The organism is Glycomyces harbinensis (assembly GCF_900101745.1).
Lineage (GTDB): Bacteria > Actinomycetota > Actinomycetes > Mycobacteriales > Micromonosporaceae > Glycomyces > Glycomyces harbinensis.
The window spans coordinates 241,117-254,644 of sequence record NZ_FNAD01000008.1 but is presented as its reverse complement, the minus strand read 5'-3'; the positions used below and the strand labels follow the sequence as shown (position 1 = coordinate 254,644).

Genomic DNA, 13,528 nt, shown 5'->3' with positions numbered 1-13,528 from the left:
GAACTCCCCGCCCATGCGGGGGTGGACCGTACCAGCGGGACGGGAACCCCGCCACGTCGGGGAACCGGCCCGGCTCGACGAGCTCCACCGGGCGAAGATGAACTCCCCGCCCATGCGGGAGTGAACCGCACACCGTCGTCTCATCCGACAAGCGGGACCAGAACTGCCCGTCCATGCGGGGGTGGACCGACCATCCACCCCAGCCTCCATGCTGCGGCCATGAACTCCCCGCACATGCGGGGGGTTGGAAGCGGTGTTGCGGTCAGAGGTCACTGGATCCAGTCGGACAGGTTTCCCAGTTTGATGGGATTCTTAGGCGTACAGCGGCCCTATAGCGGTCCCGCCTTTCCGGCCATCAATGATGCTGACGCATAGTCGCAGGTAGATGCATGTCTCCTTGAAAAGTGCGCGTCCGTCTGAAAAGCGGGTTTCGGGTTGCGTCTTAGGAGCTTGGTCTGTTTGTGGGACAGCGTCTAGGCCCAGGGGTCCCCTGATACGTCCTCGTCGTCGTCCTCGGCGGGGTAGTCCTCGCCGCCGTGTTCGGGTTGTGGGCCGAGCCAGTACATGACCGGGGTGTCGTAGTCCTCGTTTGGGAAGGCGTCCACGATGGCCCACCCCTGCCAGCCTTCGGGCTCGGTCGGGGGGAGGAGGCCGAGCGTTGCAGCGAAGGGGACGGCAGTCCGGGAGTCAAGGTCGTCATCGAGTCGTCGGCGAAGCTCGGCGAGTTGTTCGGGTGTGCCCTCCACCGGGACGTCGTAGTCACCCATCCGCTTTGATCCCTTCGCCAGTGCCGATGATCTTCTGACGGTACGGCAGCCCTTGCGGCGGCACGACATGGACGTACACGGTCGTGTCGCGGGGGATGATGTGCTGGAAGTTCTCTGTACACCTTTTGGGGTCGGCCGCCTGCGTTCCGGGGCCCGCGCCGCATAGGGGAACGTTGAGGTAGAACGCGGCCCCGTCGAGTTGGTCAGAGCGCACCTTCGCAGCTACGTCCCCCTCGACGTGCCAGGTGGTCGTCATGGCCTCATCCGACGACCAGGGCTCTTTCAAGTCGGTGCGGACGGGCGCTTTGCCGGGCGGGTATGCCTTGAGCGGCTTCGAGTTGAGCTGTCTCCCGTCGCCCGTGTAGAGGTAGCCCCGCGCGGCCGTTTTCCCCTCGCGGTTGGTGGGCCATCCGGCCTCCTTGATCTTCGCCATGCATCGGGGGTCCGGCCGGCGGGCATCGAAGTTCGGGAGCGGGGACGGCCCGCCCGAGGATCGGGGTGGGGGAGGCGGAGGCGTGCTCCCGCCTCCCGCGCCGCTTGCGCTGGGCGCTCCGCCCGCGATCGATGCGACGTATTGGCCCATGGTCGCGTTGCCGCTGGTGATGAGGGCGAGCGCTTCGGCAATGCCTTCCCGCGCCGCGCTCAACTGTCCGAGCCCGTCTTGCGTAAGCGGGTTCGCGGACCCTTCGAGGTCCGCATGTAGCGAGGTCTGCGCGCCCCCGAGCTGGTCATTGGCTCCCTTGGCAGTCCGCGTGGCTTCCTCGGCTGTTGCGATAGCCGCACGCAAGACGGCCGCCACGTCGCCGATCGATGCCATTGCGGGGTCCTCACCTTGGTGAGTCTCAGCCTACGAAATCCATTCCCGGGCTTTCACTCCGCTGAGCCGGCAGAGGTTGGCAGCGCGGTGGTCCCGGCCGCCGTACGCTGCGACACGCTGGAGCAACGGTCGGGAATCAAGGAAGACGCGACTTAAAGGGGACGAACGGTGCCCTTGCCGGGCGCGATACCATGGCTCTCCTGGAAGGTTCGGACGGCGAATGCGTCCAACTGCGCTGGTGCAGCTTCCTCCGCGTCAGTGGACTCACGGAGATGGCGGGCCGTGAGTTGGAGCTCGGTTGCAGCGGAAGGCGAGAGCATCCCGCATTCGTACAATGCGAGCCGGAGATCGTTGGAGACGGCCGGATGGACAACGGTGGCTTCCGGGTGTTCGGCGATGAGATGCCATGCAGATCCGAGCCGATCGGCCAGGGCCTGATGGACGGTTTCGCGTTCGGTTTCAGGGAGTGCTTGGTAGAGGTCGCGGGCGATGGCGTGGGCGAGTTGTTGGTCGACGGTGTCGGCCAGGCCGGTGGGGACGGCGGGCGCGTCGGGGTTGTCGATGGCGAGCGCGGCACTGGCTGCGGCCCACCAGGCGTGGTGACCGGCGCGACCGGTTTCGAGGTAGGGGCCGAAGGGGTGGGCGGGATCGTCGAGCTGGACTTGGTGGGTGTCGCGGTGCGCGGCGGCGAGGGCGATGGCGGCACGCCACCGCTCGAAGGCAGCCTCGTCGTCGTGCGGGGCATCGCCGAAGGCCTCGGTCCAGGCAGGTCGGTCGGTGACGGCTTGGTCGGCGAGGTGGTCGACGCGGGTGGTGATGGCGTCGGCAGTGCGGTCGAGGAAGTCCCGTAGTTCGACGGGGACGGCGTCGCTGTCGTGGAGGGATCGGGGTATGCCGGCCCATGAGAGTGGGTGGGGTGCGGTCTCGATGGCTTGGGTGCGTTGGTGCCAGGTGAGTTGGTGTCCGGCTTCGAGGGCGAGGTCTGCAAGGGCGCGGTCGTGGGCGAGGCCGTCGATGAGTTCGGCGGCGTTGCCGCCTGCTGCTTCCCAGGCTTTCGTCGTCCATGCGAGGGCGGGCCAGGCCTGTCCGGTGTGGGTGGGGTCGAGTTCGAGCAGGCGGGTCTGGCGCTCGATGCGCCAAGCGAGGTTCGGTGCGATCGAATCGAGACCGTCGAAGTCGCGCTGCGCGGTCGCTCGGAGCAGGGCGTCGGCGGAGTATTGGCCGACCGCTTCGGCTCGGCGGAGCGCGCCAACCACGGCGGGCCAGGCCCGCTCGGCGGCAACAGCTTCGACTGGCTGTGCGCCGAGGATGTTGGTGAGTTCGGTCTTGTAGCGGTCGGCGGGGCGTTCGGTGGCGGCCGGGTGCGATGCGTTGATGGGTGCGTTGACCGGCGCCGGAGTGAGTGCGGTGTCGGGGTCGAGGTTAGCGTCGGGGTAATAGGGGCGCAGGAGGTCCCGGTAGCGGTGGAGGTCGGCTTCGGTCGGCATGGCACCGGTGGGTGGCGGGGTGTGGTCGTCCATGTGGGTGTTGATGCGGGAGACGAGGACTGCGGTGACGGAGTCGGCGTCGTCGACGCCGCCGCGGGTGATGGCGAGGGTGAGGATCTGCTCGGGGTTCCACCCGGCGGCTTCGGCTTTGGCGAGGGTTCCGGCGAGCGCGCCGAGCCCGTTCGCCTTGATGTCAGCCAGGTCAGTGTCGTGGAGGTGGGCGCCGCCGACGCGGTCGATGAGGGATTCATAGTGGTGTTCGGCGCCGCGTTCGGTCGCGGTTCGGTACATCGGCACCAGCGTCGCGAGAGAGGCCGCGAGTTCGCGCTGGTGTTCGCGCTCGTTGGTGGCGGCGCGGCTGTCGGGTTCCTTGGCGAGGATCTGTTCGGCGATCTCGCGGGCGGCAGTGGCGTCGGGGTCCCACTTCGGGCGGTCGAGGCGGTGGTCGGGATCGGCGGGGACCTCGGTGTGGGTGACGGCGTACAACGTGGTGGTTTCAGCGGCGCGGGTGGCGGCGACGTAGAGGGCATCGCGGGTCAGGTCGGTGGTCAGGAGGGGGTGGGCGGTGTCGACGGTCATGCCCTGGCAGCGGTGGACGGTGGCGGCGTAGGCGAGTTCGACGTGTTCGGCGACGTACTCAGCGGGCAGGATCGTGGTGCCGCGTGAGTCGCGGGATTTGACTTTGAGCGACCCGTCGGCATAGGCCTTGGTGACGGTCCAGGCCTGGCCGTTGCGGATGAAGTCCTTGCCGCCGTTGTACTTCAAGCGGTGCTCATTCTGGCGGGTGACGACCCAGTCCCCGCGCCCGGCGGTCGAGCCGTTGTGGAGCGCGACGCCGTCGGCTTTGACTTCGCCGGCGGCGATGCGGTCGGCGCGGGCGCGGTCAGACAGTTCGATGACGATCGTGTTGGAGTGGGCCATCATCAGGCTGGTCTTCCCGGCCAGGGTGTCGCGTTTCCACCCTGTGTAGACGGCTTCGAGCATGGCGTCGCGGCTGCCGCCTTTCAGGCGTCCGCGTTCTTGGAAGTAGTCGAGCCCAGCCGCGTCGCCCTCCCGAAGCTTCAGCGAGGCCTGGGCGAAAGCGGGGTCTTGGAAGCGGTGAAGGTCCCGTAGTTCGGTGGCGCCAGCTTCGGCGGCGATGAGCCGCAGCGCCCCGCCGGAAGCGACGGCGCCGAGCTGGCAGTCGTCACCGAGAAGTCGGACCTGCACACCGGCCACGTCGGCGAGCGCGGTGAGGCGGTCGAGGTTGAACGTCCCGGCCATCGACGCCTCGTCTACCAGCAGCACGTCACCGGGCTTGAGATCGTGGCCGGGCACGAGTGATGCGGGGTCGCTCGCGAGGTGGCGCAGAGAGGCGGCGAGTTCGGGCCCGGAGAGGAGATTGCCGGGGCAGACCGACCACAGGAGCTTGTCGACCGTCGAGCAGGTGACGCCGAGGTCGGCTTCGAGGACCTTCGCAGCCTGCGCGGACGGCGCGAGCCCGACCAGGCGCCGGCCCTCGGCGGCAAGGACCTCCCTGTAGGCCCTCATCGCGGTGGTCTTGCCCGACCCCGCCGGACCGATCCCAACCGCGAGGAGACGATCGTCAGCGGCGAACGCGGTCACCAGCTCCCGCTGCCCCTCGTCCAGCACCCGGCCCGTCCTGGACTCGAACGCGGCGATCCGCTCCGCGACAGAGTCGGCACTGGTGGAGTAGACGGTGGGCGTCTGGGCGGCTTTCACCAGGCGCGCTTCGGCATCGAGGACGGACTGCGAGGTGTACCGGGCCGACTCGTGGCGGACGAAGACCGAGACACCGTCCGAACGGCGCAGCATCGCCGGAGCCTCCACCGGCGCGGCCACGGCGAGGTTGATCGAGCGACCCTCGCCGAGCGCATGGGAGACGATGCTATCGGCGGCGGCTCGCTGCGCGTCCGGGTTGGTGAACGTGAAGTCGGTGCGCAGGCGCCTCATGGTCTCGGCGTGGACGTTCCACCGCGTCCACGTCGCCCGCTCGGCAGACACTTCCTGGAGGACCCGCGCCGCGACCTGCGCGACCTCCTCCGGGGTGAGCGCGGCGACCGCGTCGGGCCGCGAGGCGATGGGCACGGTGGCGGCGACCTGGTCGATCGCTCCGGGGCCAAACCGGGCAACAGCTTGAGCGGTCCATTCCTGGCGGGCTACGGCGAGGGGCCGGGGCCGGTCCTTGCCTTCGCGGGTCTCCAGCGCGGCCTGTTGGGCGAGTTCGCGAGCGGTGTTCGGGTCGGGGTCGCGGCCGTGCCGGGTCCGGAAGTCGGCGCGGAGTTCGGCGTAGCGGGTCTCGATTATGCTGCGCCGCGCCGAGAAGTGCTTGAGCACCGCGGAGTCGATGCCGTCGATCTCCCGCACCGGGCGGCCGTTCCGGGCAGGGCCAGGCCGTTCGGTGAAGGTGACGCCGAGGCGGGTGGTGAGTTCGGCTTCTATCGTTGAGTTGTAGGTCTCCGATGCGGCGACGCCGATCGCGTACAGTGCCGACCCGTCGAGCGACCGCCATTTCCCGTCGGTGCCTTGGACCTTGTTCGCGACCGCGAGGTGGGTGTGGAGGTCGGGGTCGCCTGAGCGCGAGTCGTAGTGATCGAACGCCGTCGCCACGAGTCCGATGGTTTCGATTTGTGCGACCCCGCCGACCCCGGCCCGGGTGAACGCCGCGTGCTCTTCCAACAGCGCTACGACCGCGGTGACCGCGGCGTCATGCGCGGCCTTCACCTCCGTGCGGACCTGCTCGTCGGGGTGGAGCGACCACAGCACCGACACCGACTTGACCGGCGTGAACACCAGGTCGTACCCGGCGACCCCGGCCCGCTGGCGGTGCGACTCCTCCCGCTTCACCTTCGCGACCTCCGCTCCGGTCGGCTCGCGTCCGGTCTCGGATTCGATGTCGCCCAAGCGCTTCGCCACCCGCTCGCCGAACGGGTCGAGGGTCTTGTAGGCGGGGAACTTCTGGCCTAGTTTCCCGGCACGCTCGGCGGCGGCGTGGACCCGGCTCCGCTCGGTCTTCGAGAGGTGTGGAGCCAGATTCGCATCGAGGTAGGCGTCTTGACGCGCTTCGGCATCCGGGTGCAACCCTTCGCCGAAGAGGTTCCGCATCTGGGCCTCATGTACCTGCTGACCGGCCTCCAGCCCGAGCGCGGCGACGCCCGAACCAGCCCACCGGCCCGGCGGGTTCCCGCCCTGCGTGTAGTAGTCCGCCGCCGACTGCCCGGCCTGGCGCTGGACGTCCCCGCCGGCGACCTGGCGGGTCAGGTAGGTGTAGCCATCGCCGACGGTCAGCTTGTGGACCGTCATCACCGCACATCACCCCCGCCCGCAATTCCCGCGACAATTCTCGATCGTCAAAGGTAGCGTCTCTCTCGCGTGAGTCAAATACCATTTGGTCCTGATTCACGAAACGTGCAAGAGGTGTGTTGATCTTTTGTGGCTTGGGTCACCGATTTCGGTATCAATACTGGTAGTGACCTGGTTGTGTCAGGTGGTCTCTGTTTTTGTCCCTGGTCGCAATTGTTCGTACCTGGTGGTCCCAAGTCGTCTTGGAATTGCGGAAGTCCGCACTTGTCGAGGACTGAAAAATACATTTACCGTGGCGGTCATGAACGGATTCGAGCAACCCAGAAAACCAAGCAATCGCGTCCTCGCCGCCACCCGGGCCGGTCAAATCCGGCGGCAGCGACTGGCCGAGGCCCGTGAACGCGAAGCCCGCATCGAGCAGACCGTCGTCGACATCCTGGCCGCGAAGTTCGCGATCAGCGAAGCCCACCTGACGATCGCCGAAGGCGTCCGGCAGCTCAAGCTCCTCGGTGAAACCCAGGACAGCATCGCTGGGCTGTGTGAGCTTTCAATCGGCGAGGTTCGCGCCGCGTCCGCCTTCGCCCGGGAACACACCCCGACGACGGAGCCCAAGGCGATCACCGCGCCGATCCGGACACTGAACGATGAGGAGGCCCGAGATGCCCACGGTGAACGATGAAACAGAGCGGTGCTACATCGTCTCAGCGCGCATACGCCATCCTCAGCAGGCTGAGGAACTTGTCGGGCTGGTCGCAGCCAAGCGGATTCGGGACTTCCGGTGCCGCGTGGCGTTCGAGTACCTGACCGAGCAGGGAACGCGCGGGAACAGCATCAGCGAGCTGGAGTTGCGCATGAAGATTCAGTGCCGACAGGAGGGGTACGGGCCGGAGCGGACCGCGAAGGAGCTCATCAGCAGCGAATGGGGCGCGACGTTCGTCCAGCGGCTCGTGCATCTGCCGGTCAACGCCTACACAGGCCGTGTTCTGGCGGACGCGGTCAGGGCCGAAGCGAGCTCGAGAGCGTCGGCTCCGACCGCGCCGAGCTTCGATACCGCCCCACGGCCGGAGCCACCATGCCGTTCGGTTCTGAGATGTAGCAGGAGCGGACGGTCGTGCCTTGAGCTTCGTGACCGCGAACCCGCGCCCTCGCTACGGAGTCCGGAATCCCTCAGAACCGTTGTCAGCTTCGAAGAGCTCGGGCTGAATGTAGTGGCTGTCTCCGGTGGCGTGTCGGCGGACATCGGCGCGGGGGGACTGGGCCGTCACGGTCGGGGAGCGCCGCGCGGAGCTTGGTCAGGTCCTCGGCGGTGGTGAGTGCGGCCCAGATCGAGGCGTAGCGGTCGGCTTCGGCTTCCTTGAGCCGGGCCCGGGCCCGCTGGAAGGCGTCCTCGGCGAGTGCCAGGGTGCTCAGCGGGTCGGTGCGGGTGTCGGTGGCGTTCACGGCAACCTCCATCGGAACGAGAACGGCCCCGCCCGCGCATTCTCGCGCGGGCGGGGCTGTTTCGATTCGGGTCAGGCGCTGGTGGGTTCGGAGTTGAGGCACGCCATGTTGTTCAGAGCTTTCGGGGGGATGCCGGCTTGGAGTGCGGCGAGGAGCATGTGCGCGAGCCGGTAGTTCGGACTGGCGTTGATTGCCTGTTCAAAAGCTTCGAGGGCGAGGACGCCGTTGCCGTATCGGTAGGCGCACCACCCGGCAATGGTGAACGCCGGGGCCGCAAGTTCTTCTTCGAGATGGCGTCCGACCCACAGCCACAGATCGGAGGACTTCTGCGGGTCAATGTCGGAGGCGATGAGCGCGTGATCGCGGACGTCCAGGTCCCCGATAGCGAGGCCGAGCATCGCGATGTCCGCCGGCGATTCGGGGAGGTTCGCGGTGGTGAGCCACTGGTCGACGGCTGCCAGGTCCATCTGGCGCTGTTCGGCCCACGACAGCGCGGCCTCGGCGACGACGGTGTCATCGACGGCGGTGGCGACGGCGGCCCGGCGCTCTGGTGCGGCGGGGGCGAGGAGGGCGGTGATGTCGGCGCGGTCGGGATGGCGGTTCGCTCCGGCGGCCACGAGCGCGGCGCCGATCGCGGTGTCCTGGGGGAGCGGTAGGCCCTCGGGAGGGCAGCAGGTGTCGTTGCAGGTGGGGTTGAAGTAGCGGCCGTCGGCGACGTGGAGGGCGTCGACGACGTCGATGTCAGTGAGGGCGTAGTCGATGAGGGCCTGGCTGAGGCAGGCGGTGGCGATCTCGGGCTCGCCGTAGGCGATCAGGACCACGTCGGTGCAGTCGTTCGTGCGGACCGGGTCGATGAGGGTGTTGAGGCGGTCGAGGTGGTCGGTGCTGCCGGGCAGGTCGACGCGGAAGGTGCATTGAAGCTGGCCGGCTTTGAGGCCGACGGCGACGAGCGAGTGTTCGGGTTCGAATCCGAGCAGGTAGGGGACGGCGGCGATGAGGTCGGTGGGGCCGTTGATGGCGAGCTTGGTCTGGCTGTTCATGGCGTACTCCAAAGAGTTTGTTGCGGGAGTCAGGTGAGGGGCGGGGCGGCCTGGTGGCCGCCCCGCGGAGAGTGGTTAGGCCGCGGCCGGCTGCGGCGCGGGCTGGGCATTCGTGCCGGCCCACGGGTCCTCGACGGTGACCGGCAGGTTCTCCCCGTCGGCACTCCGGACCTCGGCGTTCGCGACGCGTTCTTTGCGGGCCGGGGTCACGGTGTTGAAGCGCAGACTCGCGGCGACGTTCTCGGCGGTGACTTTCAGGTGGGCGAACCCGCCCGACTCTTGGGCGTAGAGGTTGCGGGCGGTGACGGTGACGGTGTCGTAGCGTTCGAAGCTGGCGAGGACGTTGTCGGCCAGGGCGCCCCAGCAGGTGATGTCGAAGAACTGGGTCTTGCCCTCGACCCACTTGCCGGCGGCGTCGCGGTAGGTGGGTTTGTGGGCGAGCTCGAAGCGGACGCCTTGGTTGCCGTTGGGGGTCGCGAAGACCTCGGGGGAGCGGCGGACGATCTGGCCTTCGACGGCGAAGTGGAACTCCATGATGTGACTCCTTCTCGGATGGCGGCTGACGTGGTTGCCGGGGCGGTGCCCCGGGTGGTGTGCCGCTGTGGTGAGGCCGCGTCCACGCGGCGAAGACGCCAGGCACGCCAAGGGGGCCCAGCGCTTTGTTCGCAGCGACGAAGGAGCGCGTCTTGCGAAGAAAGTGCGCAGGCGCCCTTGCGAGCGACGAAGGAGCGGTGGTGGGCGGCCGTCGCGTAGCGTCCTGACACCACAACGGCACACCCGGGCAGACGAACCCGCCCACGCCAGCACCCCGACAAGGAACGCTGCGAGGTCCCGCCGCCGAGGCGATCAGCGCGCGGACGGGGATCACGATTCCCAGGGCCTCCCGGCATCGCCGAGCAGCACGCCACCACCATGCGCCGCTGCGGAGACCGGGGTCGCCATCGCAGATTGGCGGTTGACACCCTCACCATGCCGTCTTAGCGTGCGCGCATGGAACACACCTTCCCCACTCGCGCCGATGCTGACCAGTTCATGGCCGAGCACCATCCCGGCGCGGAGACCATGGCGGCGGTGACGACGCTGCTGGGCAATCCGGTCCTGCTCGACCGCGAACAGCAAGTCGTGATCCGCATCCACGACTGGAGTGACGACGAGGAGGAACCGGTCGTCAACATCGACCACACCTCTGCCCGCAACTTCATTCGCGACCAGGACCTGGCCGACCAGGCCGCCATCCTCCTCGAACAGCACGACACCGAGCCCGAACACCTCAAGGCCGTGTTCGCCGACCTGATCGCGATCGGTGGGGCCGGCGCGCCACCGGCATGGGCGCACGATCCGCGGCTGGGCATGCTCATGCGGAGCGAAGCCATACGGGGAGAGCTCGAATCAGCATTGGCGACGGTCAACGCGGTAGCCGATCACGTCGCTCGTGACGTCTGGTCGGACCGGTCCGCGACTGGTGCGACGTTGGCCGAGGTCGCCAAGGAGCTGCACGTCGAGCCTGGGATGCTCGCGTCGATGATTACCGCCGACCGGCGCCGCACCCTCGACCTATAGGTCCTCCGCCGGTGACGATGCACCAGATGCGGGTTGACCGTGCCAGGCCGGTCACCTACCGTCCGAGGCATGACCTCAACGACCTACCCGGACACCGCCACGGCCGCGGCCGCGGTCGCTCGCGACTTCCCCGACGCGACCAGGCAACCTGTGCTCACCGAAGTCCTTGGAGACGAGGTGCGGTTCGACGCCGCGTCGAGCACCGTCATAGAGATCCGCGACCACTCGGGCGATCAGCTGTCGAGCACCAACGTCGACACGTTCCCCGGAGGCGCGTACGCGGCCGACCTGGGCGTGGCGAACCTCCTCGCCGACCGGATCGAAGCAACTCGGCGGGGCCGTTTCGATCCCGCACTGCTAGCGGCGGTGCTTGCCGAACTGACGGCCATCGCGACCGCGTCGATTCCCGCCGAGCGCCACCGGCGAGGCGATGATGACGCTGACACCGCCTGGGAGCTGTACAACCGGTACACCGAAGCCCGCGAGCGATACATGGTGGCAGAGGCATTGCTGAACCGCCATACGAGGCTTATGTCCGCGCGTCTGCGGGCTGAAGGTGCGGACGTGGACACCATCCAGAAGACCGTGAGTGCGAACAACGTGGAAGAGGTCATCGACCGGCTGTACGCCGACCAGCGGATCATGCGCGAACTGCCGTAACCCCGACCGCTGGCAGCGACTCACGAGCTCGCCCGTGTCGATAGCCTGGCGCCTCATACCGCGCCGCCTCGGGTTCGCCTCCGGCCGAAATGTTATCGAACGTATGATCGAACAATGACCGAGGGACTGGAGCACTCCGAGACTGATATCGAGGAGCGGGCGCAGGCGATTGTCGAGGCCTATCAGCGACCCGTGCTGGTGTACCTGCCAGGTTCCCCGACGCCACAGATCCGCGAGCTGCCTGCGGCCGGACCGAAAACGGTCAACGCCTGGCTGCGGAGCATGATCGGTTCCGACCAGATTTTCCGCCTGCTGCTGGGCAACGGCATCTGCATGTGGCACGCCGCCCGTGACGCTTTGCCCGATGCAGAGCCGAACCTCGGCGCCCGCACCGTCGTGCGTGGCGTCGGCGGCGACCTACGACCGCCCCCGCTCGGACCGGTCGTCGTAGGCCGGACCGACAGCGCGGATCTGGCGCCAATCCAAGTGATGCAGTTGCGGATCGTGCTCGACGCGGAACGACTCGAAGCCGAACAAGGTCCCTTCACCGAAGGCCGATCCTGGAGCCGCTGGACATTACAAGGAACCGACATGGCCCGGTGGCGCATGCCCTGGTCTGTCGGAGGCCGGACCAGTGATTCCAGCCGAGCAGCGAGCGGCAGATGGTGGTGGGGCGGAAGGGCACGCGGCCGGGTCCGATTCAACCCCACCGGTCTCTTGGAGTCCCGGCCGCGCACCGTGAGCCTAACTGGACACGGCGCTGTTGCGGTGCAACTGAACAGGTCGGCATGGCGCGGGAACCTCGTAAGTCGGTGCACGGCTGGTCGGTGCCACGCCACACGGCGTGGCACCGACCACCGCGCGTTCAGGCCGCTATGAGCTCGTTCTCCTCATCAGCCAGACCGTGATCGGCCGACGGGTCCGCCTCGGAGTCGTCTTCCTCCTCCTCTTCGGAGTCCTCGCCGTCGGGCTCTGTGTCGTCTTCGGTGAGGGCGTCGGTGATCGACTGATGAAGCTGGGCTTCGATGTCGGCGAGCTCGTAGCCGTCGGCAACGATGAGGTCCAGGTAGCGCAGCGCGTGCTCGAAATCGCCCCAGCTCCCGAACGCGCTGTCCTTCAGGTTGGCCTCGCAGTGGGCCAGCCAACGGCCGACGGCGGCGCGCGTGAGGCGGTCCATGCCGGCGGTCTCGGGCAGCTCTCGGATCGGGCACCCGCACAGCGCGTCGGCGAACTCGCTGAACTCACCGAGCGGCATGTTCATCCGGGTCCCGGCCAGATCTCGAAGCGCAGGGCGCAGCAGCTTCTTCGCACCCTTGGCGTTGCCGTACTGGGCGAGCAGGAACTCGCGACGGACGACCGTGGCAGCCTCCCAGGCAGCACGCCGGGCGGCGGCCTCGGCTTCGAGCGCTTCACGGTCGGCGTTGCGCGCCTCCCACGTGTCCGGGGCCGGACGCAGTCCGACGGCGGCCGGGTCGGGGCAGTAGGTGACCGGTTTGGGCTGGTAGTCGCGGTTGATGTAGACCGCGAAGCCCGGCTCGCTCTGGACTGCTTCGGCTCGGACGGGGTTGCCGTCGGCGTCGACCAGATGCTCGACCAGGACCGCGGTGCCACCCTCGGAGGCGAACTTCGGCCGGGCGGTGACCTTGACGCCGGCGAGCACGAGCTCGGCCTTCAGGACCTCCAGGGCGTGCTGGTTCTCCTGGCGGGTGCGCTCGTCGGCGATGGCGTGCTGATAGCCCCAGTAGCCGGCGCCCTTCTTCATGATCCTGTCGATCGCCTTGGGATCGTGGACGAACTCGTGCATCGTGGCGGCGGCGACCAGGTCGATCTCCCCGGCGTTGGCGGCCTGCTGGACGTGTTCGGGAAGCTGGTGCAGGGTCAAGGACTGCTGGACGCGCTCGACCTCGCGGCCGGTGGCCCGGGCGATGCGCTCGGGCTGCCAGTCCAGGAGCGTGAGCTGCTGGTAGGCCTGCGCCTCTTCGAGGACGGTGAGGTCGTCGCGGTGGAGGTTCTCCACCAGCATGGTCACGAGCTGGTCGCCCGCACCGGGATCGTCGACGACCACGCACGGCACGGTCTCCAGGCCGACCTGGGTCGCGGCGGCGTGGCGGCGGTGGCCGGCCACGATGGTGTGTCGGCCGTCCTCGTCGGCGGGGAGGACGACGAGGGGTTCGATGATGCCGAGGTACTCGATGGTCTGCGCAAGCGCGTCGATGCCGCGCAGTTCGGAGTGCGCGTTGTTCTCGTGCGGGACGAGGTGCGCGGGTGGGATCTGGGTGAGCTCCACGGGAGCCTCCAATCGGGTTGGCCGCCTTCCCGATCGGGGGTCGGCGGCGCTTGCTGTGGGCCCGGGCCCCAGCCGCGAAGCGGCTACCCTTGGACCGGCCCAGCAAGCGCCGCGACTTGCCATAGGCGATTCGATGCAACGAAGCGAGTGCCACAGCATCTGCCACC

General features: G+C 68.1%; 12 protein-coding genes. 4 read left to right on the top strand and 8 right to left on the bottom strand.

What is annotated here, in order from left to right; genetic code table 11:
* Positions 1-473 precede the first annotated feature (473 nt).
* The 3 genes from BLQ63_RS15500 to mobF all read right to left on the bottom strand — a co-directional run bounded on the left by BLQ63_RS15500 (position 474) and on the right by mobF (position 6,374).
* Complete coding sequence (locus tag BLQ63_RS15500) at positions 474-767, bottom strand: hypothetical protein (RefSeq protein ID WP_091036829.1); 294 nt, start codon at positions 765-767, stop codon at positions 474-476.
* The gene (locus tag BLQ63_RS15495; protein ID WP_091036825.1) at positions 760-1,584 is read right to left on the bottom strand and encodes a DddA-like double-stranded DNA deaminase toxin; all 825 of its coding nucleotides are present in this window, start codon (positions 1,582-1,584) and stop codon (positions 760-762) included. The genes BLQ63_RS15500 and BLQ63_RS15495 overlap by 8 nt, the downstream gene beginning before the upstream one ends.
* 152 nt (positions 1,585-1,736) lie before the next feature.
* Complete coding sequence (gene mobF / locus BLQ63_RS15490) at positions 1,737-6,374, bottom strand: MobF family relaxase (protein WP_091036820.1); 4,638 nt, start codon at positions 6,372-6,374, stop codon at positions 1,737-1,739.
* A 301-nt stretch (positions 6,375-6,675) separates the two neighbouring features.
* Here mobF and BLQ63_RS15485 point away from each other — a divergent pair, with 301 nt between their 5' ends.
* Positions 6,676-7,053: a hypothetical protein gene (locus tag BLQ63_RS15485; RefSeq protein WP_143014936.1), complete on the top strand. Its 378-nt coding sequence runs from the start codon at positions 6,676-6,678 to the stop codon at positions 7,051-7,053.
* A 22-nt stretch (positions 7,054-7,075) separates the two neighbouring features.
* On the opposite strand, the gene BLQ63_RS27920 is transcribed toward BLQ63_RS15485, so the two are convergent.
* The 4 genes from BLQ63_RS27920 to BLQ63_RS15475 all read right to left on the bottom strand — a co-directional run bounded on the left by BLQ63_RS27920 (position 7,076) and on the right by BLQ63_RS15475 (position 9,388).
* Positions 7,076-7,327 carry a hypothetical protein gene (locus tag BLQ63_RS27920; protein WP_143014935.1) on the bottom strand — a complete coding sequence of 84 codons (252 nt, stop codon included), beginning with the start codon at positions 7,325-7,327 and terminating at the stop codon, positions 7,076-7,078.
* Positions 7,328-7,553: 226 nt separating this feature from the next.
* On the bottom strand, positions 7,554-7,814 hold the full coding sequence (locus BLQ63_RS27915; protein ID WP_143014934.1) for a hypothetical protein: 261 nt from the start codon (positions 7,812-7,814) through the stop codon (positions 7,554-7,556).
* A 71-nt stretch (positions 7,815-7,885) separates the two neighbouring features.
* Positions 7,886-8,854: a DUF4192 domain-containing protein gene (locus tag BLQ63_RS15480; RefSeq protein WP_091036813.1), complete on the bottom strand. Its 969-nt coding sequence runs from the start codon at positions 8,852-8,854 to the stop codon at positions 7,886-7,888.
* Between the two features lie 75 nt (positions 8,855-8,929).
* The gene (locus BLQ63_RS15475; RefSeq protein WP_091036809.1) at positions 8,930-9,388 is read right to left on the bottom strand and encodes a single-stranded DNA-binding protein; all 459 of its coding nucleotides are present in this window, start codon (positions 9,386-9,388) and stop codon (positions 8,930-8,932) included.
* Positions 9,389-9,844: 456 nt separating this feature from the next.
* On the opposite strand from BLQ63_RS15475, the gene BLQ63_RS15470 reads away from it, so the two are divergent.
* The 3 genes from BLQ63_RS15470 (at position 9,845) to BLQ63_RS27910 (ending at position 11,953) form a co-directional block, all read left to right on the top strand.
* Entirely contained in the window at positions 9,845-10,414 is a 570-nt protein-coding gene (locus BLQ63_RS15470; RefSeq protein WP_091036806.1) for a hypothetical protein, read from the top strand.
* Positions 10,415-10,483: 69 nt separating this feature from the next.
* Positions 10,484-11,074 (top strand): hypothetical protein, encoded by a 591-nt coding sequence (locus BLQ63_RS15465; RefSeq protein ID WP_091036802.1) that lies wholly within the window; start codon positions 10,484-10,486, stop codon positions 11,072-11,074.
* 114 nt (positions 11,075-11,188) lie between these two features.
* Positions 11,189-11,953, top strand: coding sequence for a hypothetical protein (locus BLQ63_RS27910; protein WP_143014933.1), 765 nt, complete (start codon positions 11,189-11,191; stop codon positions 11,951-11,953).
* Here the strand turns inward: BLQ63_RS27910 and BLQ63_RS15460 are convergent.
* A complete protein-coding gene (locus BLQ63_RS15460; protein ID WP_177154955.1) occupies positions 11,940-13,361 on the bottom strand; it encodes a ParB/RepB/Spo0J family partition protein in 1,422 nt (473 codons plus the stop codon). The two genes, BLQ63_RS27910 and BLQ63_RS15460, sit on opposite strands and share 14 nt — an antisense overlap.
* Positions 13,362-13,528: the final 167 nt, after the last annotated feature.